This window comes from Thermaurantiacus sp., assembly GCF_053487655.1.
The window spans coordinates 43,635-64,536 of the sequence record NZ_JBRCLD010000098.1 but is presented as its reverse complement, the minus strand read 5'-3'; the positions used below and the strand labels follow the sequence as shown (position 1 = coordinate 64,536).

Annotated in this window: 14 protein-coding genes and 1 tRNA gene; 5 read left to right on the top strand and 10 right to left on the bottom strand. The window is 65.4% G+C overall.

Features of this window, described 5'->3' with window-relative positions; genetic code table 11:
- A partial coding sequence (locus ACWIQA_RS09900; protein WP_448582908.1) for a CaiB/BaiF CoA transferase family protein occupies positions 1 to 755 on the top strand: 755 nt, incomplete at its 5' end.
- 148 nt (positions 756 to 903) lie between these two features.
- Here ACWIQA_RS09900 and ACWIQA_RS09895 read toward each other — a convergent pair.
- Both ACWIQA_RS09895 and ACWIQA_RS09890 read right to left on the bottom strand, forming a co-directional pair.
- Positions 904 to 2,598: an MFS transporter gene (locus ACWIQA_RS09895; protein ID WP_448582907.1), complete on the bottom strand. Its 1,695-nt coding sequence runs from the start codon at positions 2,596 to 2,598 to the stop codon at positions 904 to 906.
- 17 nt (positions 2,599 to 2,615) lie between these two features.
- Positions 2,616 to 3,989, bottom strand: coding sequence for a DcaP family trimeric outer membrane transporter (locus ACWIQA_RS09890; RefSeq protein WP_448582906.1), 1,374 nt, complete (start codon positions 3,987 to 3,989; stop codon positions 2,616 to 2,618).
- Positions 3,990 to 4,238: 249 nt separating this feature from the next.
- On the opposite strand from ACWIQA_RS09890, the gene acs reads away from it, so the two are divergent.
- On the top strand, positions 4,239 to 6,194 hold the full coding sequence (gene acs / locus ACWIQA_RS09885) for an acetate--CoA ligase (protein WP_448582905.1): 1,956 nt from the start codon (positions 4,239 to 4,241) through the stop codon (positions 6,192 to 6,194).
- Positions 6,191 to 6,841, top strand: a complete 651-nt coding sequence (locus ACWIQA_RS09880) for a LuxR C-terminal-related transcriptional regulator (RefSeq protein WP_448582904.1) — start codon at positions 6,191 to 6,193, stop codon at positions 6,839 to 6,841. Before acs ends, ACWIQA_RS09880 begins: the two co-directional genes overlap by 4 nt.
- A 2-nt stretch (positions 6,842 to 6,843) precedes the next feature.
- Here the strand turns inward: ACWIQA_RS09880 and ACWIQA_RS09875 are convergent, their stop codons facing one another.
- The 4 genes from ACWIQA_RS09875 to ACWIQA_RS09860 form a co-directional block, all read right to left on the bottom strand.
- The gene (locus tag ACWIQA_RS09875) at positions 6,844 to 10,164 is read right to left on the bottom strand and encodes a hybrid sensor histidine kinase/response regulator (protein WP_448582903.1); all 3,321 of its coding nucleotides are present in this window, start codon (positions 10,162 to 10,164) and stop codon (positions 6,844 to 6,846) included.
- A gap of 330 nt (positions 10,165 to 10,494) precedes the next feature.
- A tRNA-Pro gene (locus ACWIQA_RS09870) sits at positions 10,495 to 10,571 on the bottom strand.
- A gap of 55 nt (positions 10,572 to 10,626) precedes the next feature.
- Complete coding sequence (locus ACWIQA_RS09865) at positions 10,627 to 11,931, bottom strand: FAD-dependent oxidoreductase (protein ID WP_448582902.1); 1,305 nt, start codon at positions 11,929 to 11,931, stop codon at positions 10,627 to 10,629.
- 63 nt (positions 11,932 to 11,994) lie between these two features.
- On the bottom strand, positions 11,995 to 12,831 hold the full coding sequence (locus tag ACWIQA_RS09860; protein WP_448582901.1) for a hypothetical protein: 837 nt from the start codon (positions 12,829 to 12,831) through the stop codon (positions 11,995 to 11,997).
- A gap of 275 nt (positions 12,832 to 13,106) precedes the next feature.
- On the opposite strand from ACWIQA_RS09860, the gene ACWIQA_RS09855 reads away from it, so the two are divergent.
- The gene (locus ACWIQA_RS09855) at positions 13,107 to 14,168 is read left to right on the top strand and encodes a sigma-54 interaction domain-containing protein (RefSeq protein WP_448582900.1); all 1,062 of its coding nucleotides are present in this window, start codon (positions 13,107 to 13,109) and stop codon (positions 14,166 to 14,168) included.
- A 19-nt stretch (positions 14,169 to 14,187) separates the two neighbouring features.
- On the opposite strand, the gene ACWIQA_RS09850 is transcribed toward ACWIQA_RS09855, so the two are convergent.
- The 4 genes from ACWIQA_RS09850 to panC form a co-directional block, all read right to left on the bottom strand.
- Complete coding sequence (locus ACWIQA_RS09850; RefSeq protein ID WP_448582899.1) at positions 14,188 to 15,360, bottom strand: M23 family metallopeptidase; 1,173 nt, start codon at positions 15,358 to 15,360, stop codon at positions 14,188 to 14,190.
- A gap of 337 nt (positions 15,361 to 15,697) precedes the next feature.
- Positions 15,698 to 16,159 carry a peroxiredoxin gene (locus ACWIQA_RS09845; protein WP_448582898.1) on the bottom strand — a complete coding sequence of 154 codons (462 nt, stop codon included), beginning with the start codon at positions 16,157 to 16,159 and terminating at the stop codon, positions 15,698 to 15,700.
- A 37-nt stretch (positions 16,160 to 16,196) separates the two neighbouring features.
- Positions 16,197 to 18,935 carry a bifunctional [glutamate--ammonia ligase]-adenylyl-L-tyrosine phosphorylase/[glutamate--ammonia-ligase] adenylyltransferase gene (gene glnE, locus ACWIQA_RS09840; RefSeq protein WP_448582897.1) on the bottom strand — a complete coding sequence of 913 codons (2,739 nt, stop codon included), beginning with the start codon at positions 18,933 to 18,935 and terminating at the stop codon, positions 16,197 to 16,199.
- The gene (gene panC, locus ACWIQA_RS09835; RefSeq protein WP_448582910.1) at positions 18,932 to 19,795 is read right to left on the bottom strand and encodes a pantoate--beta-alanine ligase; all 864 of its coding nucleotides are present in this window, start codon (positions 19,793 to 19,795) and stop codon (positions 18,932 to 18,934) included. The genes glnE and panC overlap by 4 nt, the downstream gene beginning before the upstream one ends.
- Before the next feature lie 93 nt (positions 19,796 to 19,888).
- Here panC and ACWIQA_RS09830 point away from each other — a divergent pair, with 93 nt between their 5' ends.
- Complete coding sequence (locus tag ACWIQA_RS09830; RefSeq protein ID WP_448582896.1) at positions 19,889 to 20,647, top strand: division plane positioning ATPase MipZ; 759 nt, start codon at positions 19,889 to 19,891, stop codon at positions 20,645 to 20,647.
- Positions 20,648 to 20,902: the final 255 nt, after the last annotated feature.

Genomic DNA, 20,902 nt, shown 5'->3' with positions numbered 1-20,902 from the left:
ACGATCAACCTGCGCGTGCCCGAAGGCCAGGCGCTCGCCCGCCGGCGCGCATGGGCATATCGATCGGGGATACCCTGTGCGCCACCTATGGCTGCCTGGGCGTGCTGGCCGCGCTCCACCACCGCGAGAAGACCGGCGCGGGCCAGGTGGTCGATTCCGCGCTCTATGAAGCGGTGCTCCAGGTGATGGAGGGGCTGGTTCCCGAATATGACCGCAACGGCGTGATCCGCGAGCGCTCGGGCTCGATTCTCAAGGGCATTGCCCCCTCGAATGTCTATACCTGCAAGGATGGCAGCTACATGATCGGCGCCAATGGCGATGCGATCTTTGCCCGCCTCGCTCAGGCAATGGGGCGCCCCGAACTGGCGAGCGACCCGCGCTATGCCACCCACATCGCCCGCGGCAAGCACCAAGAGGAGCTCGACGACCTCATCGCCCAATGGACGCGGACCCTGACGGTTGCCGAGCTCGAGGCGAAGATGATCGAGGCCGGCGTCCCGGCGGGGCGGATCTACCGCGCCCCCGACATGCTCGTAGACCCGCATTTCCAGGCCCGCGAGGCCCTCATTTCCCGCCCCCATCCCCGCTTTGGCACGATTACCATGCAGAACAGCTTCCCCAAATTCTCAAAGACCCCTGGCGGTGTCCGGACGCTCGCCCCCCAGCGCGTCGGCGAGCACAATGCTGACGTCTGGACTGCGCTTGGTCTCACAGCAGCCGAGCAAGCCGATCTTGCAGCAAGGGGGGTCATCTAGAAGCAGAGAAGTGCCGGTGCACGCTCGGTCATGCCGGCAGCGTGATTGCCGCGGCAACCGCTCATCTTGAACGGGATTGGTACTTGTGGCGCTTGCCAACAAGAAGGGGCAGCGGGTTTCCCCGCTGCCCAGTCCGGGTGGAGGCTCGTCAGGAGTCGATGTTGCGTCGGAACGTCTCTGGAAGGAACAGGAGGCCGACCACGAAGGTCATGACGGCGATCCCGATTGGGTACCAGAGGCCGAAGGTGATGTCGCCCGAGGCAGCGACCATCGCAAAGGCGATGGTGGGGAGGAAGCCGCCGAACCAGCCATTCCCGATATGGTAGGGAAGCGACATCGACGAGTAGCGGATGTTCGTCGGGAACAGCTCGACGAGCAGTGCTGCGATCGGCCCGTAGACCATGGTGACGTAGAGCACCATCACGAACAGGATCAGGACCACCATCGGCTTGTTGATGGCTGAAGGATCGGCCTTCTCCGGGTAGCCGGCAGCCTTGAGAGCGGCCTTGGTCTCCGCCTGGAAGGCCTCAATCGCTGCTTTCTTGGCGTCGGCGGAAAGAGTGCCCGGGTTGGCAACGGCAATCGGCGTGTCGCCCACGCGTACTTCCGCGCCACCGCCAGGGACTGCCGTTTCGACATTGCGGTAGTTGATACCGGACTTGGCGAGGAAAGACTTGGCGATGTCGCAGCCGGAGGAGTCGAACTTCGACTTGCCGACCGGGTCGAACTGCACGGAGCAGGTGGCCGGATCCGCTGTGACGGTCACAGGCGCGGCCGCCTGGGCTGCATAGAGTGCAGGGTTGGCATAGCGCTGCAGCGCGTCAAACAGCGGGAAGTAGGTGGCCGCAGCGAGCAGGAGGCCACCGAGGATGATGGGCTTGCGCCCGATGCGGTCGGAAAGCCAGCCGAAGAAGACGAAGGCTGGAGTGGCCAAGGAAAGGGCAATGGCAATCAAAATGTTGGTGGTGGCGCCATCCACCTTCATCATCTTCTCAAGGAAGAAGAGGGCATAGAACTGGCCCGTATACCAGACGACAGCCTGGCCTGCGACGGCGCCGAACAGTGCGACGAGGACAACCTTCAGGTTCTTCCATTGGCCGAAGGCTTCGGTCAGCGGTGCCTTGGAGGCCTTGCCTTCTTCTTTCATCCGCCGGAAGACTGGGCTTTCCTCGAGCTGCATGCGGATCCAAAGCGAGATGCCGAGCAGGATCACGGACAGGAGGAACGGCACGCGCCAGCCCCAGTCCTTGAACGCGTCCTCGCCGACCACGAGCCGCGTGCCGATGACGACCAGGAGGGCAAGGAACAGCCCCAGCGTTGCCGTTGTCTGGATGAAGCTCGTATAAAGGCCGCGGCGGTTGTTCGGGGCATGTTCGGCAACATAGGTGGCAGCGCCGCCATATTCGCCGCCGAGAGCGAGGCCTTGCAGCATCCGCAACAGCACGAGGATGAGCGGGGCTGCAACACCGATGGCCGCGTAAGACGGAAGCAGGCCGACCGAGAAGGTGGCAATGCCCATCAGCCCCATCGTCACGAGGAAGGTGTATTTTCGCCCGACAAGGTCGCCGAGGCGGCCGAAGACGAGAGCGCCGAAGGGGCGCACGGCAAAGCCTGCAGCAAAGGTCGCAAGTGCGAAGATGAACCCGGTCGTCTCGTTGACGCCCGAGAAGAACTGCGAAGTGATGATCGTGGCGAGCAAGCCGTAGAGGAAAAAGTCATACCATTCAAAGACTGTTCCCAGTGACGAGGCAATGATGACCTTGCGCTCGCCCTGGGTTGCCTGATGGTGTTTCGGCAGCTGCGCGACGTCGTCTGCAGCGATGGATATCGGCGGCGGTGACATGATGCTTCTCCCTTCTCTCAAAAGCCGTAGCGTGCAAGGAATTCGATGCGATCCATGATGCCGGAGGCGCCGGAGACGAGGCGCCGCTCGCCGTGGCGATACTCGATGCCAAGGTCGATGCCGCGCACTGGAGTCATGAAGAGGTTGGCAGCAGCGCTCCAGGCGCGGTGATTGGCGTTGCCCGGCAAGGGCAAGTCGTGCGGAAAGCGCGTGGTCTGGACGCTTCCCATGAAGGTCGAGCGCAAGCGCTCGGTCCAGGCGAAGCGGACAGCGCCAAAGGCCGCGTCGATTGCGATCAGATCGAGGTCACCAGGCCCGGTTTGATCCCACACGCCGTCGGGCGCGAAATTGAGCCCGACATAGCGGCCAATGCCTTTGCCCGTGGTGGCCGAGAAGCGGACGTCGTGGCGGCCGCCAGGGCCGAACGGCAGTCGGCCTGCAGCCGACACGCCCCAGGAAAAGGCATGGGCAGCGAAGGGGCCAGCCTGGGCGGAGGACTCCCGCGCCAGCAGGGCGAGCGTCAGCTGGGACTTGCCTGGCGTCGCCGTCAGGCGGGCCACGAAGTCCGGAAGCCGGTCGTCATCATTTTCAATGAGGGTTGCAGAGCCTGGCGTAATGATCGAGGTTTCCGGGTTCTCAATGGCAAATGCCAAGCTCAGCGACTTCGACAGCGGCGTTGTGAAACGGGCAAGCGGCTGGCGGACAAAGACGGTGCCTTCGGTCGGCCCGATGAAGTCCGTCGTCTCCGGGAGCGCGCTCGTGTTCATGAATGTTGACCAGTCCTGGCCGATCAGGAAGCGGCCATAGGTGAAGAAGGCACGGCGCATGGCGAGATTATAGGCATTGGTCGTGCGCTGGGTTCCCTGGACGCCCGTTGCCGACTGGAAGTCGACCTCGATGTAGCCACCAAGCGTCTTGTCGCCCACGGGTGTGCTGGACGTGAGCCAGAGACGGGTCTGCTTCAGATGCGCGTCAAAGTCGCGGCTGTCGGGGCCGCCGATCGGGATCTGCTGCGGCAGGTGGAAATCGTTGATGAGTGCGCCAGCAGGGGCGTCCCCGCCAGAGAAGTGGGTGGCAGCCGCCCACAGCTTCACAAAGCCGTTGAGCCGGAGCGTGGTGCTCCCCATGCGGAAGCCATCGGGCGGCGAAGCCACCCGCTTCTCGAGCGCTGCGACCCGCGTTTCGATGGCTTCCTGGTCCGTGGCGCCAGCGGTGGTGGTGCGAGGCGTGGCTGCGGGTGCAGCAGGCGCAGACGCTTGGCCCGCTGCAGGCTGTGCGCCAGGCGCTGCCTTCGCAGCTGCAAGCTCGGCCTTCAGCCGACCCATTTCCGCTTCGAGCGCTTGGAGGCGGGCTTCGATGCTGGCAGCCTGCGCCAGCACTGGTTGGGCCACTCCGCACAACAGACAAACAAGAATCGTCTTTGGCATAGCTTCTCCCCGTCCGGCGCGGTCTTCGTCGCCGCGCTCTCGGACATGGCGGCAATGTGCTCGCAGCATGGGCAGAGGGGAAAGCCAGACCAAGGTCTTGCGCGACCATTGTAGGGGGTCCCCTCGAAGCACGCGCTGCGCTAGGGATGGTGTGGCCGGAATCTGTGCTGCCTAGGAGGGAGAGCCGACCGGCATGCCGTGGGAGAGACGCCGATGACCGAGATGCTGCACCCTGTGCCTGCCGAATGGGCCGCGGCCGCGCGCTATGATGCCGAACGCTATGCGGAGCTCTACCGGCAGTCGCTTGAGGATCCCGAGAGTTTCTGGCGGCGCGAAGCGCTGCGTATCGACTGGATAAAGCCGTTCACGAAGGTGGCAGACTGGAGCTTTGCCGAGGCGGATTTTGGCATCCGCTGGTTCTCTGACGGAACGCTCAACGTGGCTGCCAACTGCCTCGACCGGCATGTGGCAGCTGGCCATGGCGATCGGGTTGCGATCATCTGGGAGCCCGATGATCCGGCCACACCCGGGCGCACGCTCACTTATGGCGAGCTGCTGGAAGCCGTGTGCCGCTTGGCGAATGGGCTTCTTTCGCTCGGCATCCGTCGCGGTGACCGGGTGACCATCTATCTTCCCATGATCCCGGAAGCGGCGATTGCGATGCTTGCCTGCGCGCGGATTGGGGCCATTCATTCGGTTGTCTTTGCTGGCTTTTCACCCGAAGCGCTGGCCGGGCGGATCCAGGACTGCGACTCCACTCTTGTCATCACAGCTGACGAGGGCCTGCGCGGTGGCCGGACCATTCCCTTGAAGGCCAACGTCGACAAGGCGCTGCAATCCTGCCCCGGAGTCGGCAAGGTGGTGGTGGTGTCTCGCACCCGCGCTCCAGTCCAGTGGGTCGAAGGGCGCGATGTGAGCTATGAAGCGCTGGTTGCCGACGCATCCCCGATTTGTCCGCCAGCGGAGATGGAGGCGGAGGATCCTCTGTTCATCCTTTACACCTCTGGCAGCACAGGCAAGCCCAAGGGGGTGCTGCATACCTCGGGCGGCTATCTTGTGTGGGCGTCGCTCACCCACGAGGCCGTGTTCGACTATCGCGCTTGCCAGGTCTACTGGTGCGCTGCCGATGTTGGCTGGGTCACCGGGCACAGCTATGTCGTCTATGGCCCGCTCGCCAATGGCGCCACGCAGGTCATGTTCGAAGGTGTGCCGAACTTCCCTGACCATGGCCGGTTCTGGCAAGTGGTCGACAAGCATCGAGTCGAGATTTTCTACACGGCACCAACAGCAATCCGCGCACTGATGCGTGAGGGTGATGAATGGGTTACGCGTCATTCGCGGGCCTCGCTGCGGCTTCTTGGCACTGTGGGCGAGCCCATCAATCCCGAGGCCTGGGACTGGTATCACCGGGTGGTGGGTGAGCGGCGCTGCCCAATTGTCGATACCTGGTGGCAGACCGAGACTGGCGGTGCGATGATTGCGCCCTTGCCGGGTGCAACGCCCCTGAAACCGGGCTCAGCAACGCGGCCCCTGTTTGGGGTGGAGCCGCTTATCGTCGATTCTGAGGGGCGGGTTCTGGAAGGCGAAGCGACAGGCAATCTCGTGCTCGCGCGCTCGTGGCCGGGGCAGATGCGCACCGTCTGGGGTGACCATCGTCGCTTCTTCGAGACTTATTTTACGACCTATCCAGGGCGCTATTTTACTGGCGATGGCTGCCGGCGCGATGCTGATGGATATTACTGGATCACGGGCCGAGTCGATGATGTCATCAATGTCTCCGGCCATCGGCTCGGCACGGCCGAGATCGAGAGCGCGCTTGTTGCCCACCCGAAGGTGGCCGAGGCCGCCGTGGTCGGCTATCCGCACGACCTCAAGGGTCAGGGCATCCACGCCTATGTCATCCTCAATGCGAACGAAGTGCCAAGCGCAGCGCTGCAGGCGGAGCTGGTGCAGTGGGTGCGGCGCGAGATTGGGCCGATTGCTACACCCGATGTGATCCAGTTCGCGCCCGGACTTCCCAAGACTCGCTCGGGCAAGATCATGCGGCGGATCTTGCGGAAGATCGCCGAAGGCGAGCTTCAAAGCCTTGGCGATACCTCGACGCTTGCCGACCCTGCCGTCGTCGAAGAGCTGGTCGCTGGCAAGGCACGGCATGCGAATGCGGCATGAACGGACCGGCCATTCTCGTTGCCGACGATCACCCGGCCTTTCGGGCGGCACTTGCTTTGGCTGCCCGGCGCGCAGCGCCCGGGGCGCGCCTGCTTGAGGCTGGGGATCTTGCAACGGCGCTTCATCATGTGCGCGAAGCGCAAGACCTTGCCCTCATCCTGCTCGACCTCGGCATGCCGGGCGCTTCGGGCTTCTCGGGCCTTGCCCAGCTGCATGCCGAGCGGCCTGGGACGCCCATTGTCGTCATCTCGGCAGCCAATCCGGAGGCTGCAGGCGCGGCTCGGGCCTATGGTGCGCGCAGCTTTCTTTCGAAATCGGCTGACCTTGGCGAGATCGAGGCTGCCATCGTCCGAGCTCTTGGCGATGAGCCCGAGCCGGAGCCCGTCCCAGCGCAGGAGGAAGCGGTCAAGCGCATGGCCGCTGATATCGCCCGGCTGACACCCACCCAGCTCAAGGTCTTGCTCGGCGTGCTCGAAGGTAAGCTCAACAAGCAGATCGCGCATGGACTCGGCATCTCCGAGGCCACGGTCAAGGGGCACATGACGGCGCTTATGCGAAAGCTCGGTGTGCACAATCGCACCCAGGTGGCGCTTGCTGCGCGCGCGCTCGCGCTTGATCCAGCATCTGCCCGGCTGCCGGAAATCTAGGCCTATTCCGCTGCTTCCATCCGACCGACGAGTGCGCCTAGCAGCTGCTCGGGGGCCAAGGGTTTCGCAAGAATCTCTGCTCCAATCCGCGCAGCCATGGCGCGGTCGACAAGGCCAGGGCTGCCAGTCACGATGAGGATCCTCGCCTCAGGTGCAAGCGTGCGGATTTCGGAAGCGAGGCAGAGCCCGTCTGGACCGGGGCCGAGGTGGAAATCGAGGATGGCGCAGTCCGGCACGGCTGCGGCTGCCAGCTTTCGGGCCGAGCCGGCATCTGCGGCGCGATCGACGGTGTAGCCAGCACCCTCGAGGATGGCTGCCATTGCGGCAAGGACGGTCGCATCATCATCGACACAAAGGACCCGTCGGGCCGGTGGCACAGCCCGGCCGGCGCCAGCGCTGGGCAGCGGAATGACTGCGCCTGATGCCAGTGGAAGCGCCACGCTGAAGGTCGATCCGCGGCCGGGCGCCGAACGAAGCGAAAGCTCAGCGCCAAGCAGGCGCGCAGTGCGCTCAACGATTGCAAGTCCTAGTCCGACTCCGCTCTCAGCAGAGCCGGCGAGGCGTTCGAACTCTCGGAAGATGCGCGCCTGATCCTCCTCGGCGATGCCCGGGCCAGAATCACGCACTTCAAAGCGCAACCTTCCACCCTGTCGCCGGAGCGCCATGAGGATCCGGCCTTGGGGCGTGTAGCGGACGGCATTCGAGAGCAGGTTCTGGAGGATGGAGCGCAAGAGCGCGCGATCCGTTTCGACGCTGGCCTCGATGGTGCGCGTCGAGAGCTTGAGGCCCTTCTCCTCGGCCAGCGGCCGGAACTCCCGGGCGAGCTCGTCCACAAGCTCGGCTGCTGAAAAGCGGGATGGGGTTGGGACGATGCCGCCGCCGTCAAGCTTCGAGACATCAAGGAGGGCCCGCAACAGCCCGTCTGCCGAGCGGATGGAGTCAGCGATGCCTTGCAGCATGGGGCGGGCGGTGGCCGGAACCTCGGCGTCCAGCGCAGCTGCGAACAGCCGGGCAGCATGGAGCGGCTGCTGCAAGTCGTGGCTGGCGGCCGCAAGGAAACGAGTCTTGTCCCGGGTTGCCGCTTCGGCTTGCCGCCGGGCCTTGTCGAGCGCCTGGTTGGCAGCGGCAAGGTCGGCGATGCGCGCGGCAACCTCGCGTTCCAGTTCCGCCTGGCGTTCCCGTTCTGCCGTGATGTCGGTGAAGCTCATGACATAGCCGCCGCCCGGGATGGGCGCACCGGCTGTCCGGATCCAGCGCCCTGAGGGCCGCCGCCGCTCGAAACTGTGGGGCAGCCCGCGTGACAAGTGCCATAGCCGCCGTGCGACATGCGCTTCCACTTCGCCGGGACCGCATTCGCCACGCTCGGCATTGTAGCGGATGAGGTCGGCAATCGGGCGTCCGACTGCAACCATCCCTGACGGATAGTCGAAGAGGTCGAGATAGCGTCTGTTCCAGGCCACAAGCCGGAGGTTGGAATCGATGACTGAGACGCCTTGGTCGATGGCCTCGAGCGTGGCTGCAAGCAAGGCACGCGAGAGCGCAACCGACTGGCCCGAGGCATCGAGGAGGCGGACGACATCGGCCATGGGCAGGCTTTCGCCGGCGAGTGCTGAGCCGACGACCAGCCGTGCCGAAGGCGCCCCAATCACGCCGGCGATCAGCTGCTCGGCCCGTCGTGCTGCAGCCCCGGAGATGGCAGCATCCGGGGGGCCGAAATCTGCTCCCAGCGCAGCTTCGGCTTCGGCTTCGCCGACGAAGCGGGCAACAAGCCCGCGCAACTCCTCCATCCGCCGAACTTCTGCGAGATGGCCGTGGCGGCGCTGCAACTTGATGGTGCCGGTGCTGCGCGCGAACAGAAGGAGGAGCAAGATGTTGACGGCGAGGCTCGCGAACATCCCATGGGCGAAGGGGGAGAGCGAGCCGAGGCCGAAGAGAGACTGCGGAGCAAGAAGCCCGCCGGAGGCATGGACGAGGCCGGCAGCGAAATTCGGGCCGGCGATCGAGGGCAGGAAGAGGGTGTAGAGCCACACGAAGGCGCCACCGAGAATGCCGGCGTGCGCGGCACGGGGATTGTCGAGGCGGAACCACATCGAGGCGAGGAGCGCTGGAGCGAACTGGGCGACGCCGGCAAAGGCGACAAGGCCGATGGCAGCGAGGGTCTCCCGGTCATCGACTGCCTCGGCATAGAGGAAGGCGGCAGCGATGATGATGGCAATGACCGCCCGCCGCCAGAAGCGCATGCGCTGGCCAATGTCGGAACCGGCGCCGCGCCGCAGAAGGAGAGGGCCCAGGAGGTCGTTCGTCACCATCGTTGAAAGCGCGAGCGTTTCGGTGATGATCATGGCGGTCGCAGCCGAGAAGCCGCCGACGAAGGCAAGAAGCGCAAGGCCATGCCGCGCCTCGTCCATCGGCACGGCAAGCACATAGAGATCGGGGCTAACCGCTCCTCCCACGCCAGTGATACCTGCTGCCGCCAGTGGCAGAGCAACCAGGGAGACGAGCGCGAGGAAGCCAAGGAAGGGCCAGCGCGCGTTTGTGACCGCCTGCGGAGAGGGGGCTTCGACGAAGCCGACATAGAATTGCCGCGGCAAGCACAGGACCGCGAGTCCGGCCGCAAGCGTGGCAGCAGCGAAGTCGACACCTGGACCACCAGCGAAGGCGGGTTGAAGCGCTTCGACCGTGGTTTCGATCGGCGCCGGCGAAAGGAGAAGGAGGGCGAACAGGCCAAGGGCGGAGAGCGCCATGAACTTGACCAGCGATTCAAGAGCGATGGCAGCGAGCAGGCCCTCGTTGCGCCGTGCCACTTCGATGCGCCGGGCGCCAAAGTTGATTGCAAAGGCGGCAAGCAGCACGGCGGTTGCAAAAGCGACGCCAACCGTCCGCTCCTGGCCAGTCAAGACTGCGAAGCTCGCAGCGACCGAGCGGAGCTGGAGGGCAATGTAAGGGATCGACGCAACGAGCGCGACGATGGCAATGATGGCTGCAAGCCCGCGGCTTCTGCCGTAGCGTTGGGCGAGGAAATCAGCGAGCGAGAGCGCGCGTGCCTCGCGGACGGCGCCAGCGAGCCGGCGCAGGAACGACGGCAAGAGCAGGAAGACGAGCGCTGGACCAACGTAGATGGCAAGATAGGGCCAACCGCTGGTGGCTGCAGTGCCAACGGCGCCAAAGAAGCTCCAAGACGTGAAATAGACGGCGAGCGAGAGCGGATAGACGAGATGCCCAAGGCGCTCCGGAAGCCCTCGCCGATCGACATGGCGAGCAACGAGGACCAGCATGGCCCCGTAGCACAGCACCGTCAGTGCCGGCATCAGTGCAGCCGTCATCCCTCCCCTCCGGGCTCCCTTCCATTGCCCAAGCTGCGTCGTAACAGATGAGAGGTCAAGTCTTGGCAGGGCGGCTGCGGGTAGATGATGCCATCACCTCCTGTCGCGACGGTCTGGGATCCGGATATGCAGCCCCAACATCTGGGCGCGGCTGCCGAGGAGGCGGGCTTGCCGCGCCGACTTCCGGGAGAGCGCGTTTGGGGCTGCCTCGCTTTAAGGGGAAGGTGCGCCGGCTTCGGCGTTGGGGGGCGAACCGTGCGAGCCTCGGCCGCGCTTTCCCGGGCCGGTTCAAGGGAGGCCGCCAGGCGGCGCTGGGCCGCCTGCGGCCGGTGGTCGGGGAAAGAGGATTCGAACCTCCGGCCCCCGCCTCCCGAAGACGGTGCTCTACCAGGCTGAGCTATTCCCCGGACCCAGGGTGGCCAATAGGTGCCTGAGCGGGCGGGCGTCAACCCGCTTGCTTGCTCAGGCGCTGCACAATGCTCGCAGTTTGGCCATCTCGACGATCTTCTCGCGTGGTGCCCCTGGCCGCGCCGCCGCCACTTCCGCTCGGTCGATTGCTTCCCAGTCGGCAAAGGTCGTGGGCTTGATGCCGCGCTGTTTGAGCATAGCGAGAAGCCCAGCTCGCCCTGCCTTCCCGCTGGCGGGCAGACCTTCCGTCTTGATCCGGTCGATGACGGCAAAGCCATCTGGCCGGTTGGTGCCGATGGTGCCTGATGGCCCCCGCTTCGCCCAGCCGACGCACCAGAGCCCATCGTCGATCCGGCCGGCGTCGTTGGCGAAACGGCCCCCCCGGGTGTCGAAGGGGGCGCCTTCGAGAGGTGAAGACCGGTAGCCGACTGCGGCGATGACCAGCCCGCAGGAGAGGATCCGCTGCTCGCCGGTGTCGGTCGGGTTTCCGGCCGCGTCGACTTGGGTTCGTGCCACTTCGATGCCTTCCACCCGATTGGTTCCGAGGATCCGCACAGGTCGGTGGAAGAAGTCAAAGTGAATTTTCACCGGCTTAGCCGGGTCCGGGCCGGCAGCTGCGAACCGCCGCAGCACCTCGACCACTCGCCGCTGTCCGGTCTCGAGGGCGGCATCGCCTTCTGCATCCGGCAGGTCCGAGGGCTGGACTATGGGAGTTGCACGCTCCAGCTCGCCAAGCTCGCCGATCTCCTTCAGGGTAAAGCTGGCCTGATAGGGTCCGCGCCGCCCGAGGATGTGCACGTCCGTTAAGGCTGAGTTGGCGAGCGCGGAGAGGGCATGGGCTGCGATGTCGCTTGAGGCGAGCTCGGCCGCCGTCTTCGCCAGCACCCGCGCGCAATCGATTGCGACATTGCCGTTGCCGATGACGACAATGGTCGGGGTGTCGAGCGGTGGGGAAAGCTTGGCGAAGTCGGGATGCCCATTGTACCAGCCGACGAAGGCGCCCGAGCCGAAGACGCCAGGAAGCTCCTCGCCGGAAATGCCAAGCTTGCGGTCTTCGGGCGCTCCAACCGCCAGCACCACGTCATCGTAGACGCTCCGGACTTCGGAAAGCGGAATGTCCCGGCCGACTTCGACGCTGCCGATGAAGGTGACGCGCGGGTCCTTGGCGACTGCCTCATAACGGCGGGAGACTGCCTTGATTGACTGGTGGTCGGGGGCGACGCCGGCGCGGATGAGGCCATAAGGCGTGGGCAGCCGGTCGAGGATGTCAATCCTTACCTCCGGTCCGAAGGCCTTGAGGGCGGCTTCGGCCGCATAGAAGCCACTTGGCCCTGACCCGATGATGGCGATGTGGCGCACCCGTTTCTCCCTTGCCGTTTGGCAAGAGGCTCTAGCGCCAAAGAACGTGGGAGCAAGCAGCTGCTAGAGGCCGGGGAGGTTGAAGCAGGCCTCGAGGCAGCGGTCGAGAGTCTCCGACGTGGCGGGGGCGAGCTCGATGAAGGCACGACGCGCATCGCTGCGGTCTGGGCGTCTTGCCAGCATGCCGGTGTCGACCATTGTCTTGATCCATCGCAGCGCCGTCGTCGTCGGCACGGCGGCGGCGATGCAAAGTGACGAGACGGACACCGGCCGACCTTCCCGTCGCGCTGCGCCAAGGTCCAAGAGAATGTCCCATGCGGGATCAGCGAATAGCCCTGCCGGAAAGAAGCTTTCGCGCAATCGCCGGGCCTTGATGTGGGCCCGGATCCTGCTCGCGGTCACGGGTGGGGGTTGGAGCAAGTCCGTGCCGCGGGCCATGGCAGCGATGGCAGCAGTCATGCGCTCCACCTCCTGCCTTATGGCCTCAAGCCGCGGATCGAGCGGCCGGCTGGTGTCAGCGACTCCGGGGCCCGCTGGTGAAAGTGCGCCGTGCACGAGTGCCTCCAGTTCCGCAGCCTCGAAGTCAGGAGCGAGGAAGCCTGCAATGGCATGCCCGAGCAGCGCGCCGGCCGTGTCAGCGGAGTTGGCGTCTGCGATGATGATGAGCGGCACATCTGCCCATTCTGGCGCTTGAAGCCGGACCAGGTCCGCGCGGTCGAGGGCATCTGCGCGGATGATGGCGACATCCGGCCGTGAAGGCGGAGCTTCCCTGACGTCGCTGCGAAGGCAACGTGCCCGCAGGGCGAGCGATTCCGGGAGCGGAATGTCGCCCACAAGCAGCAGCAGCGGCGTGCTCTTGAGCGAAATCCGGTCCAGACTGGATAGATTCGGCCGGTTCATTGGCTCCTCGTGCAACCAGTTGACGAACCGATGGTTTCCTTGATGCCCGGCAAGCCTCAAAAAGGCCTGGCAGCAATGCCTCCACCGGTCCGGCAGCAGTTCGCAGCGACGCCCTCCGCAAGGCTGCTAGTCTGCAGCTCCGACCTTGGGCGCAAGGATGCAGGGCTTCGGTGCCTAGGTCAACGGTTGTCGAGAGAGCGGCTTGAGGGTGGCGTATGCAGCATAATCTCGAAACAGCGCCTGGCAGAACCGGTCGGCCTGGCCGCTTGCAGGCGTTGCCAAAGTCCTGCGCCGCCTATGCCCAGGATGTGCTCGGGTCTCTGCTGGTTGGTGACAGCCCGCCCATGGCCGAGCTGCGGGAGAAGGTTCGCCAACTGGCCGCATCGGCGGCGACTGTGCTCGTGACGGGTCCGACGGGCTCGGGCAAGGACAATGTTGCGCGCGCCCTCCATGCGCTTTCCACGCGTTCCCATGGTCCGTTTGAAGCCGTAAATTGCGGCGCAATCCCTACCCATCTTGCCGAGAGCGAATTCTTCGGGGCCGAGGCTGGCGCCTTTACGGGCGCATCCAAGCTCCGGCGGGGAAGAATTGAGGCAGCGTCGGGCGGCACCCTGTTTCTGGACGAAGTCGGGGAACTCCCGCTCGAAATTCAAGTCAAGCTCCTGCGCGTTCTGGAAAGCCGCCAAATTGAGCGGCTTGGCGGGCGCGGCGCGATCCCCGTCGATGTCCGGATTGTGGCTGCCACCAACCGCGATCTCGAAGCTATGGTGGCCGACGGCCGGTTCCGCGCAGATCTCTACTGGCGCCTGGCGGTGGTCTCAATCGATGTTCCACCGCTTGTTGCCCGCATGGCGGACCTGGTCCCACTTGTCAGCCATTTCGCGCGCGCAAGGGGCGCGGAGCTTGCGCTTTCGCCTTGCGCTGTCGCCGCGCTTGTCGCCCATGACTGGCCAGGAAATGTCCGCGAACTCCGGAACTTTGTCGATCGGGCCCTGGCCTTTGGCGATCTTGCCCCCGATGCGGCAGCTGTCGCGCGGCTGCTCAGTCCAGCGCGGCGGAGCATGGATAGCTGGCTTCAGAGCACAGCGCCTTCGGCTCCAGCCCAGCTTCGCTCCTGCGATACTGACCACCTTCCCCTTGTCCCTGAGGAGGAGCTGCGGCCGCTGGTCTTGAAGGCCCTGCTCGCAGAAGCCGAAGCTGCGATCATCCGCCAGGCGCTCTCGGCAAGTGGCGGAGCCGTTGCCAAGTCAGCGCGCATGCTGGGGCTCAAGCGGACCACGCTCGTTGAGAAGATGAAGCGCATGGGCCTGTCTCGCTCGGCCCCCGCCGGCACCTGAGCCCCAGCCGCCTTGCTTTCTAGTTTGCGCTGCTTTCCGCGGCGCTTGGCTGCATCGCCAGCACATAGCGGGCGGACTCGAGGAAGGGCCGCGGATTGACTGGCCGGTCGTCGATCCGGACCTCAAAGTGCAGGTGGGTCCCCGTTGATCGGCCAGTCGAGCCCATCCCGCCGATCCGCTGGCCCATGCGGACCTTGTCACCGACCTTCACGTCAATCCGCGACAAGTGAGCATAGCGGGTGAGGATGCCATGGCCATGGTCGATATCGACGGCAAGACCATAGGCACCGAAGTACTCAGCGCGCACCACCCGGCCAGCCGCACTTGCGCGGATGGGCTCGCCGTGGGCGCCGGCGAGATCGATTCCAGCGTGCATTGCTCCGCGGCCGGAGAAGGGGTCGTAGCGGAAGCCGAATCCGGAGGTGAAATTCATGCTTGCTGTCGGTGCGAATGCCGGGATCGCCGCCATTGCGGCCTCGAGATGGGAGACTCGCTGCCAGTTCATGTAAAGTTCGGCAAAGCGCGGATCGGCACCCTGGGCGCCGCCGTTGCTGAACGCGCTTGCAAGCGGGACGAACGGGCCGCCAAGCCCGGCCAGGCTGCTGCTCTGCTGGATGAAGCGGGCGGGATCAAGACCAAGCCGGCGCAGCAAGGCCTGGGCATCTCGCAGCCGCGTCTGTGCCGTTGCCGAGGCTTTCTCAAGCAGCGCAAATTGCTGGGCTTCGAGTTCGGCAAAGGGTGCAAGGACGCCAGCTTCCTGGGCAGCGAGCCCGGTCAGCCGGGCCCGGCCGGCAGGCGGCACCAGTTCCGCCAGTTCGCGGCCCGTCGCCTTGCCAGTCAGCAAAGCATCAAGGAAGCGCTGCCGCGCCTCGATACGTTCGGCGGTGGTCAGCACATGGCCCTTGAGCCTGGCCGTATCGGCCTTGAGCGCTTCGACCTGGGCAGTCATGCGCGCCATCTGAGCGCGCGCCAGCTCCTCGTCCCGAGATTCCCGGGACAATGAATTCGCAGCGCCAAGGCCGATGAAAGCGGCGGCGAGTGCCATCATGGAAGCTGCCATAATCTGCGTCCCCGTCCCGATCCGAAGCTCAACTCGGCGGTCATGGGTCCTGAGCTCCACATGCCAGTCCGGCACACGTCGCTTCAGCCATGCCACCCACTCGCCCGGGGCTCGCGCCCTCTCTTCATTCATTCTCTGACCCTCGGGAACTCGCCCGGCCACTGCAGCCGAACCATTAACCCTACGGAGGGCACCCCATGGCGAGCAGCAGGTCGAAGCGCCAAGGGGGGGATGGCTGTCTTTCGCCAGACCGGCCTTGGCCCGCGCCGAGCCGTTGAATGACCGCGTGCGCGGTGCAGACGGGGGCTGCAAGAAACCAGCGCTTGGAAGGGGCGCGGCCGCCGATTCGCTTGTCCCTTGTTATGAACCAGTGCTTGCCAACCGAAGCGGAGACCGCCTCGCTTGCAGCAATCCGCTCGCCGCTGCCCCGTCTTGGTGAGCTTCGTGCAGTTGCGAACCGCCGTCGTCGTCAGCCTAGGGCTTCCGCCCGTGCCAGCACGTCTTCCGCGTGGCCCTTGACCTTCACTTTGCGCCAGACCGCAGCGATATGGCCATCGCGACCGATCAAGAACGTGGAGCGGTCGATCCCCATGTAGGACTTGCCGTACATGCTTTTTTCAACCCAGGCGCCATAGGCCTCGATGGTCGTGCCATCTGGGTCGCTTCCGAGACGCACGGCAAGGCCGTGCTTGGCAGTGAAACGCTCGTGGCTCTTGAGACTGTCCTTCGAGACGCCGAGGACGGTTGTGTCCGTGGCTGCGAAGCGGTCGGCAAGCGCTGAGAAGTCCATGGCCTCGGTGGTGCAGCCCGGGGTGTCGTCCTTGGGGTAGAAATAGAGCACGAGTTTTTTGCCGGCGAAGTCGGCGAGGCGTACGGGCCCTTCGAGCGTCTCGAGCGTAAAGTCGGGTGCCTTGTCACCAACGTCGGCCATGGACTCACCTCCTCAGCAGTTGCCGACGGCCAAATCCTCAACGTCTCTGGCCGAATGTCTCCTCCCATGCCGCAAGAACCGCTGCCTTTGCCACCCCCAGATCATGACGCAGGGCCTGGATTCCGGATTTGCCGCAGGTGCGTGCCAAAAGGCTAGCCGCTGCCCGATCGGGTGCTGCTGCCGCCTTGGCCGGAAGGATGAGCCGCAACCCCATGAGGACGGACATGAACAGACGGTGCGCCGGAATCAGTTCAGGTGCGACGCGCGCGGCGGCGGCCTCGAGTTCGGTTGGAATCCTCGTTCCTGCGATGAGTGCCCGGGCTGCGATCACGAACTCGAGGTCAACGAGGCCGCCCTTCATGAGCTTGACATCGAACGGGCCCTGGGCCGGCTTGTGGGTTTCCATCAGCCGGCGCATCTCGATCGCACCCCGGCACACAGCTTCTGCCGGCCGTGGCGAACCAAGGAGGCTGGCAATCGCTTGCTTCACGCTTGCCTGCGCCTGCGGTGGGCCGGCGACCGGGCGCGCCCGAGTGAGTGCAAGCGTTTCCCAGATCTCGGCATCCTGCGACTGGTAGCGCACGAAGCTGTCGACACTGACGGCGAGCAGGCCCTGGGCTCCCGAGGGCCGAAGCCTTGTGTCGACTTCGTAGAGCGGCCCCGATGCCGTCGGCGCCGTCAAGGCCCCAATGAGCCGCTGGCCAAGACGGTTGAAGTAGGTCGAGGCACCGAGCGGAACTGGCCCGTCCGAGCGCCCCTCGTGGCTGCCCGAGAACAGCAAGACGAGATCAAGGTCGGACTGGTGGGTGAGTGCGCGTCCGCCAAACCGCCCGAGCGCAAGAACGACCAGGTCCTGGCCGGGGATGCGACCATGCTGGGCTGCAAAAGCGGCAGCAACTGCCTTCGTCAGAACCACGATTGCCGCTTCGGCCATGTCCGAGAGCTCGGCTGCCGCCTCAAGCACTTCGCGCCGGCCTTCCAGGATGTCGACTCCGATTCGGAACCGGCGCTCGGCAGTCCAGCGGCGGGTGCGGTCGAGCAGGGTTTCAAGGTCTGCCCGCCCAGCGTCGGCATAGGCCTCGAGCTCCTCGATGGCCATCTCGATCCTCGCAAGCGGCGGGGGCGGATCGATGACGACGTCGAACAGCTCGGGTCGTGCGGCGAGTGCGTTTGCAAGCAAGGGAGTCGCCGTCAAAAGCCGTGCCAGCAAGGCGGCAAGCGGGGGGTGGGCAAGAAGCAGGCGCCAGAACTGGACGCCCGAGGGCAGAGCGCCGATGAACTGGTCGAGCCGGACCAGGCCCGCGCGGCCGGCCCGGCCGGTGCCGACGGCGCGCACCAGCGATGGCGCAAGTGTCTCAAATGCTGCCCGCGATTCCGGTGCACGCAGGGAGCGCGGCCGGCCGCTGCGCCAATGGCCGGCTGCCTGCACCAGGACTTCTGGGTCGGCGATGCGGGCCTCTCGCGCCCACTGGCGGATATCATCGGGCCGGTCTGGCAAGCGTGCGCGCGGTTGGCGAACCTTGTCCGTATTGAGCAGCTCGTCGTAAAGCTTGGCGACGGTTTTCACATGGCGCTCCGTCGCCCGTGCCAGCGCATTCCAGCTGTGCGCGCCTGCCAGCCCGGCGACTTGGGCCCGATCTGCTGCCAGCCTTGGGATCCTGTGGGTCTGCTGGTCGTCGACCATCTGCAGCCGGTGTTCGAGCGTCCGTAGCGCCCGGTAGGCCCCGGCAAGCCGTGTTTGTGCATCACGCGTAATCCGGCCAGCTTCTGCGAGCGCCGCCAAGGCGTCGAGCGTGGCGGGCGCGCGCAAGGCGGGGTCTCGCCCGCCGAAGATCATCTGGTGCACCTGGGCGAAGAATTCGACTTCGCGGATCCCGCCGCGGCCTCGTTTCACATCGTAGCCGGGTCCGAAATTCTGCCGCTCATGGAAATGATCGCGGATCCGGAGCGTGATATCGCGGATTTCTGCCAGCGCCGAATAATCGAGACTGCGTCGCCACACGAACGGCGCGATGGTGGTCAGGAAAGCGCTTCCCATGGCGCGATCGCCAGCGACAGCGCGAGCCCGGATGAACGCCGAGCGCTCGAACGCGAGAGCCTGGCTCTGGTAATAGGCTTCGGCTGCTGCGAGGCGCAAGGAGGGTGGCGTTGCATCGGGGTCCGGACGAAGGCGCAGGTCAACCCGGAGCGCATAGCCCTCGGCGGTTCGTTCCGACAGCAGGGCGCCCATGCGGCGGACGAGCCGGGCGGCTGCTTCATCTGGATCTTCAGCGCGCATGCGCGGCAGCTGCGCAGGATCATGGAGCACGATGAGATCGACATCGGATGAATAGTTGAGCTCCCGGCTGCCGAGCTTGCCGAGACCGAGGATGGTGATGCCACGCCGGTCTTCGCTTGGTACGCCGACGGCAGCAAAGGCGGCATCAAGCGCCCGGTCGATTGCGGCATCTGCAAACTCGGAAAGGGCAGCGGTGACTTCCTCAAGACTCCAGGCGCCGGCAAGGTCTGCAAGTGCCACGACAAGCGCCACACCCCCACGCGCCCGCCGCAGCGCGACCGCTGCGTCTTCATGCACAAGCCGGGCCGCGGCTTTGGCCAAGGCGCCGCTGAAATCTCCATCACGCACCTGCCCGACGAGCGCGTCCTCGTTCCGGATGAGCATCCGCAGGAAGGGGGAATGGCGTTCGGCCCTGGCGAGTGCCTCGGCGATGGCGGTTACAGCATCCATCCCCCCGCAGCCAGTGCGGCTGTTGCCGAGCGGGTCGGGCATGGTCATTCGTGGCAGCCGTCCGGCTCCGGGCGGACTTCGAGATTGTCGATAAGGCGGGTCGTGCCCAGTCGCGCGGCTGCAAGCAGCCGGGCAGGCCGGTCAAGCACCAGAAGCGGTGCGAGCGTCTCCGGGTCGACGAGGGCCACATAATCGACTGCTGTAAAGCCGGCAGTCCGCATGGCCCGTTCGGCCTCGGCCAGAGCGTCGCTGACTTCGCGGCCAGAGGCGATTGCAGCGGCCGCCTTCGCGAGCGCATCCGGAAGGGCGCCTGCGACCTCCCGTTCGGTGGGCGTCAGATAGGCGTTGCGCGACGACATGGCGAGACCGTCCGCTTCCCTAACGGTCGGGCCCGAGCGGATCTCGACGGCAAGGTTGAGATCGGCGGTCAGCTGGCGGATGATCGCCAGCTGCTGCCAGTCCTTTTCGCCGAAGATGGCGACATCGGGTTGGACCATTCCGAACAATTTCGTGACCACGGTTGCAACCCCGGCGAAGTGCCCCGGCCGTGCCTTGCCCTCCAGCCGTTCGGAAAGGTCGGCGACTGTCACTTGTGTTCTGAAGCCGGCTGGATAGACCGTGGCGACCGAGGGTGCGAAAAGGAGGTCGCATCCGGCCTGCTGGAGGAGGTCGCGATCGCGTTTCTCGTCGCGCGGGTAGCGGGCGAAATCCTCGTTTGGGCCGAACTGGGCCGGGTTCACGAACAGTGAGGCGACGACGAAACCGGCATTGGCTCTGGCAAGAGCCACAAGCGAAAGATGGCCTTGGTGGAGGGCTCCCATGGTGGGTACCAAGGCAATGCGCTTGCCTGCTGCCCGCGCGGCTGCGACTTGCAGGCGCAGCTCGGCCACATCGCGGACAAGCGCCAAGTCGGTCATGCTCGCCCTTGTCTTGGTGCCATGATTGCGAATCCCCCCGCCTGTCTGCAAAGGAGCAGTCTCAACACCCGCAACGGGGGCAGCATGTCAACGCGCCCGATCATTGTGGTCTTGGCAAACGAGAAGGGCGGAACTGGCAAGTCCACGGTGGCTGTGCACGTGGCCGTTGCGCTGGCAGCCCATGGGCGCCGCGTGCGGCTTTTGGACCTGGACCATCGCCAGCGCACGTCTGCACGCTATCTTGAGAATCGCGCTGGACATGCCCGGAAACACGGCCTCGACGTGCCGCAGCCGGCCTTCGACGTGCTCGCCGAGGGGAGCGACCCGGCAGCGGCAGTCGCAGCGCAGGATGCTGATGTCGTGATCCTTGATACGCCAGGCCGGGATTCTGCCGAAGGTCGCCGTGCCCTCACGCTTGCGGACATCGTGGTCACGCCGCTGAACGACAGTTTCGTCGACTTCGACCTCATCGGTCGCGTCGATCCAGAGACCTTCCGGCTGCAACGTCCCTCCTTCTATGCTGAGACCATCTGGAAAGCCCGCCAGGCCCGAGCGCGCCTTGACGGCGGCAGCGTGGACTGGGTGGTGTTGCGCAACCGCTTGTCAGCGCTTGAAGCTCGCAACCGCCGGCGTGTTGGCACCGCGCTTGCGGAACTTGCGCCCCGGGTCGGCTTTCGCGTGGTGCCGGGGCTTTCTGAGCGAGTCATCTATCGGGAATTGTTTCCAAGTGGCTTGACCTTGCTCGATCTCGCCCACATCGACGGGCCGTCGATGAGCCACGTGGCAGCACGGGCCGAGCTGCGCGACCTGCTTGCCGCCCTGTTTCCCAATCAGCACGCGTGATTGCGATGCACGAGCTTGTGAGCGAGGACCTGGTCCTTGAAACCCCGTTGCTTGGGCTTGGCGCGAAGCCCCTCTCCTGCCAGCGCAAGCGCGTCGGCCAAAGGCGTCAAGGCTTAGCACGGGCGTCCTTGGTGGCTGAAGACGCGCCCGCCCAGAGGATCCAGCTTGCCGATTGCAGCCGCGTCGTCCAGGTCCAAACAGGTGACAAAGGCGAGCTCGCTCGCCTGGTCAACGCGCCCAGATATGATGCCCGCG

Bases quoted from the DNA above. Each gene is read 5' to 3' on its own strand.
- ACWIQA_RS09895 (WP_448582907.1), bottom strand. From the start codon at position 2,598: ATGTCACCGCCGCCGATATCCATCGCTGCAGACGACGTCGCGCAGCTG.
- glnE (WP_448582897.1), bottom strand. From the start codon at position 18,935: ATGACCATGCCCGACCCGCTCGGCAACAGCCGCACTGGCTGCGGGGGG.
- ACWIQA_RS09850 (WP_448582899.1), bottom strand. From the start codon at position 15,360: ATGAATGAAGAGAGGGCGCGAGCCCCGGGCGAGTGGGTGGCATGGCTG.
- ACWIQA_RS09830 (WP_448582896.1), top strand. From the start codon at position 19,889: ATGTCAACGCGCCCGATCATTGTGGTCTTGGCAAACGAGAAGGGCGGA.
- ACWIQA_RS09880 (WP_448582904.1), top strand. From the start codon at position 6,191: ATGAACGGACCGGCCATTCTCGTTGCCGACGATCACCCGGCCTTTCGG.
- ACWIQA_RS09860 (WP_448582901.1), bottom strand. From the start codon at position 12,831: ATGAACCGGCCGAATCTATCCAGTCTGGACCGGATTTCGCTCAAGAGC.
- ACWIQA_RS09845 (WP_448582898.1), bottom strand. From the start codon at position 16,159: ATGGCCGACGTTGGTGACAAGGCACCCGACTTTACGCTCGAGACGCTC.
- acs (WP_448582905.1), top strand. From the start codon at position 4,239: ATGACCGAGATGCTGCACCCTGTGCCTGCCGAATGGGCCGCGGCCGCG.
- ACWIQA_RS09875 (WP_448582903.1), bottom strand. From the start codon at position 10,164: ATGACGGCTGCACTGATGCCGGCACTGACGGTGCTGTGCTACGGGGCC.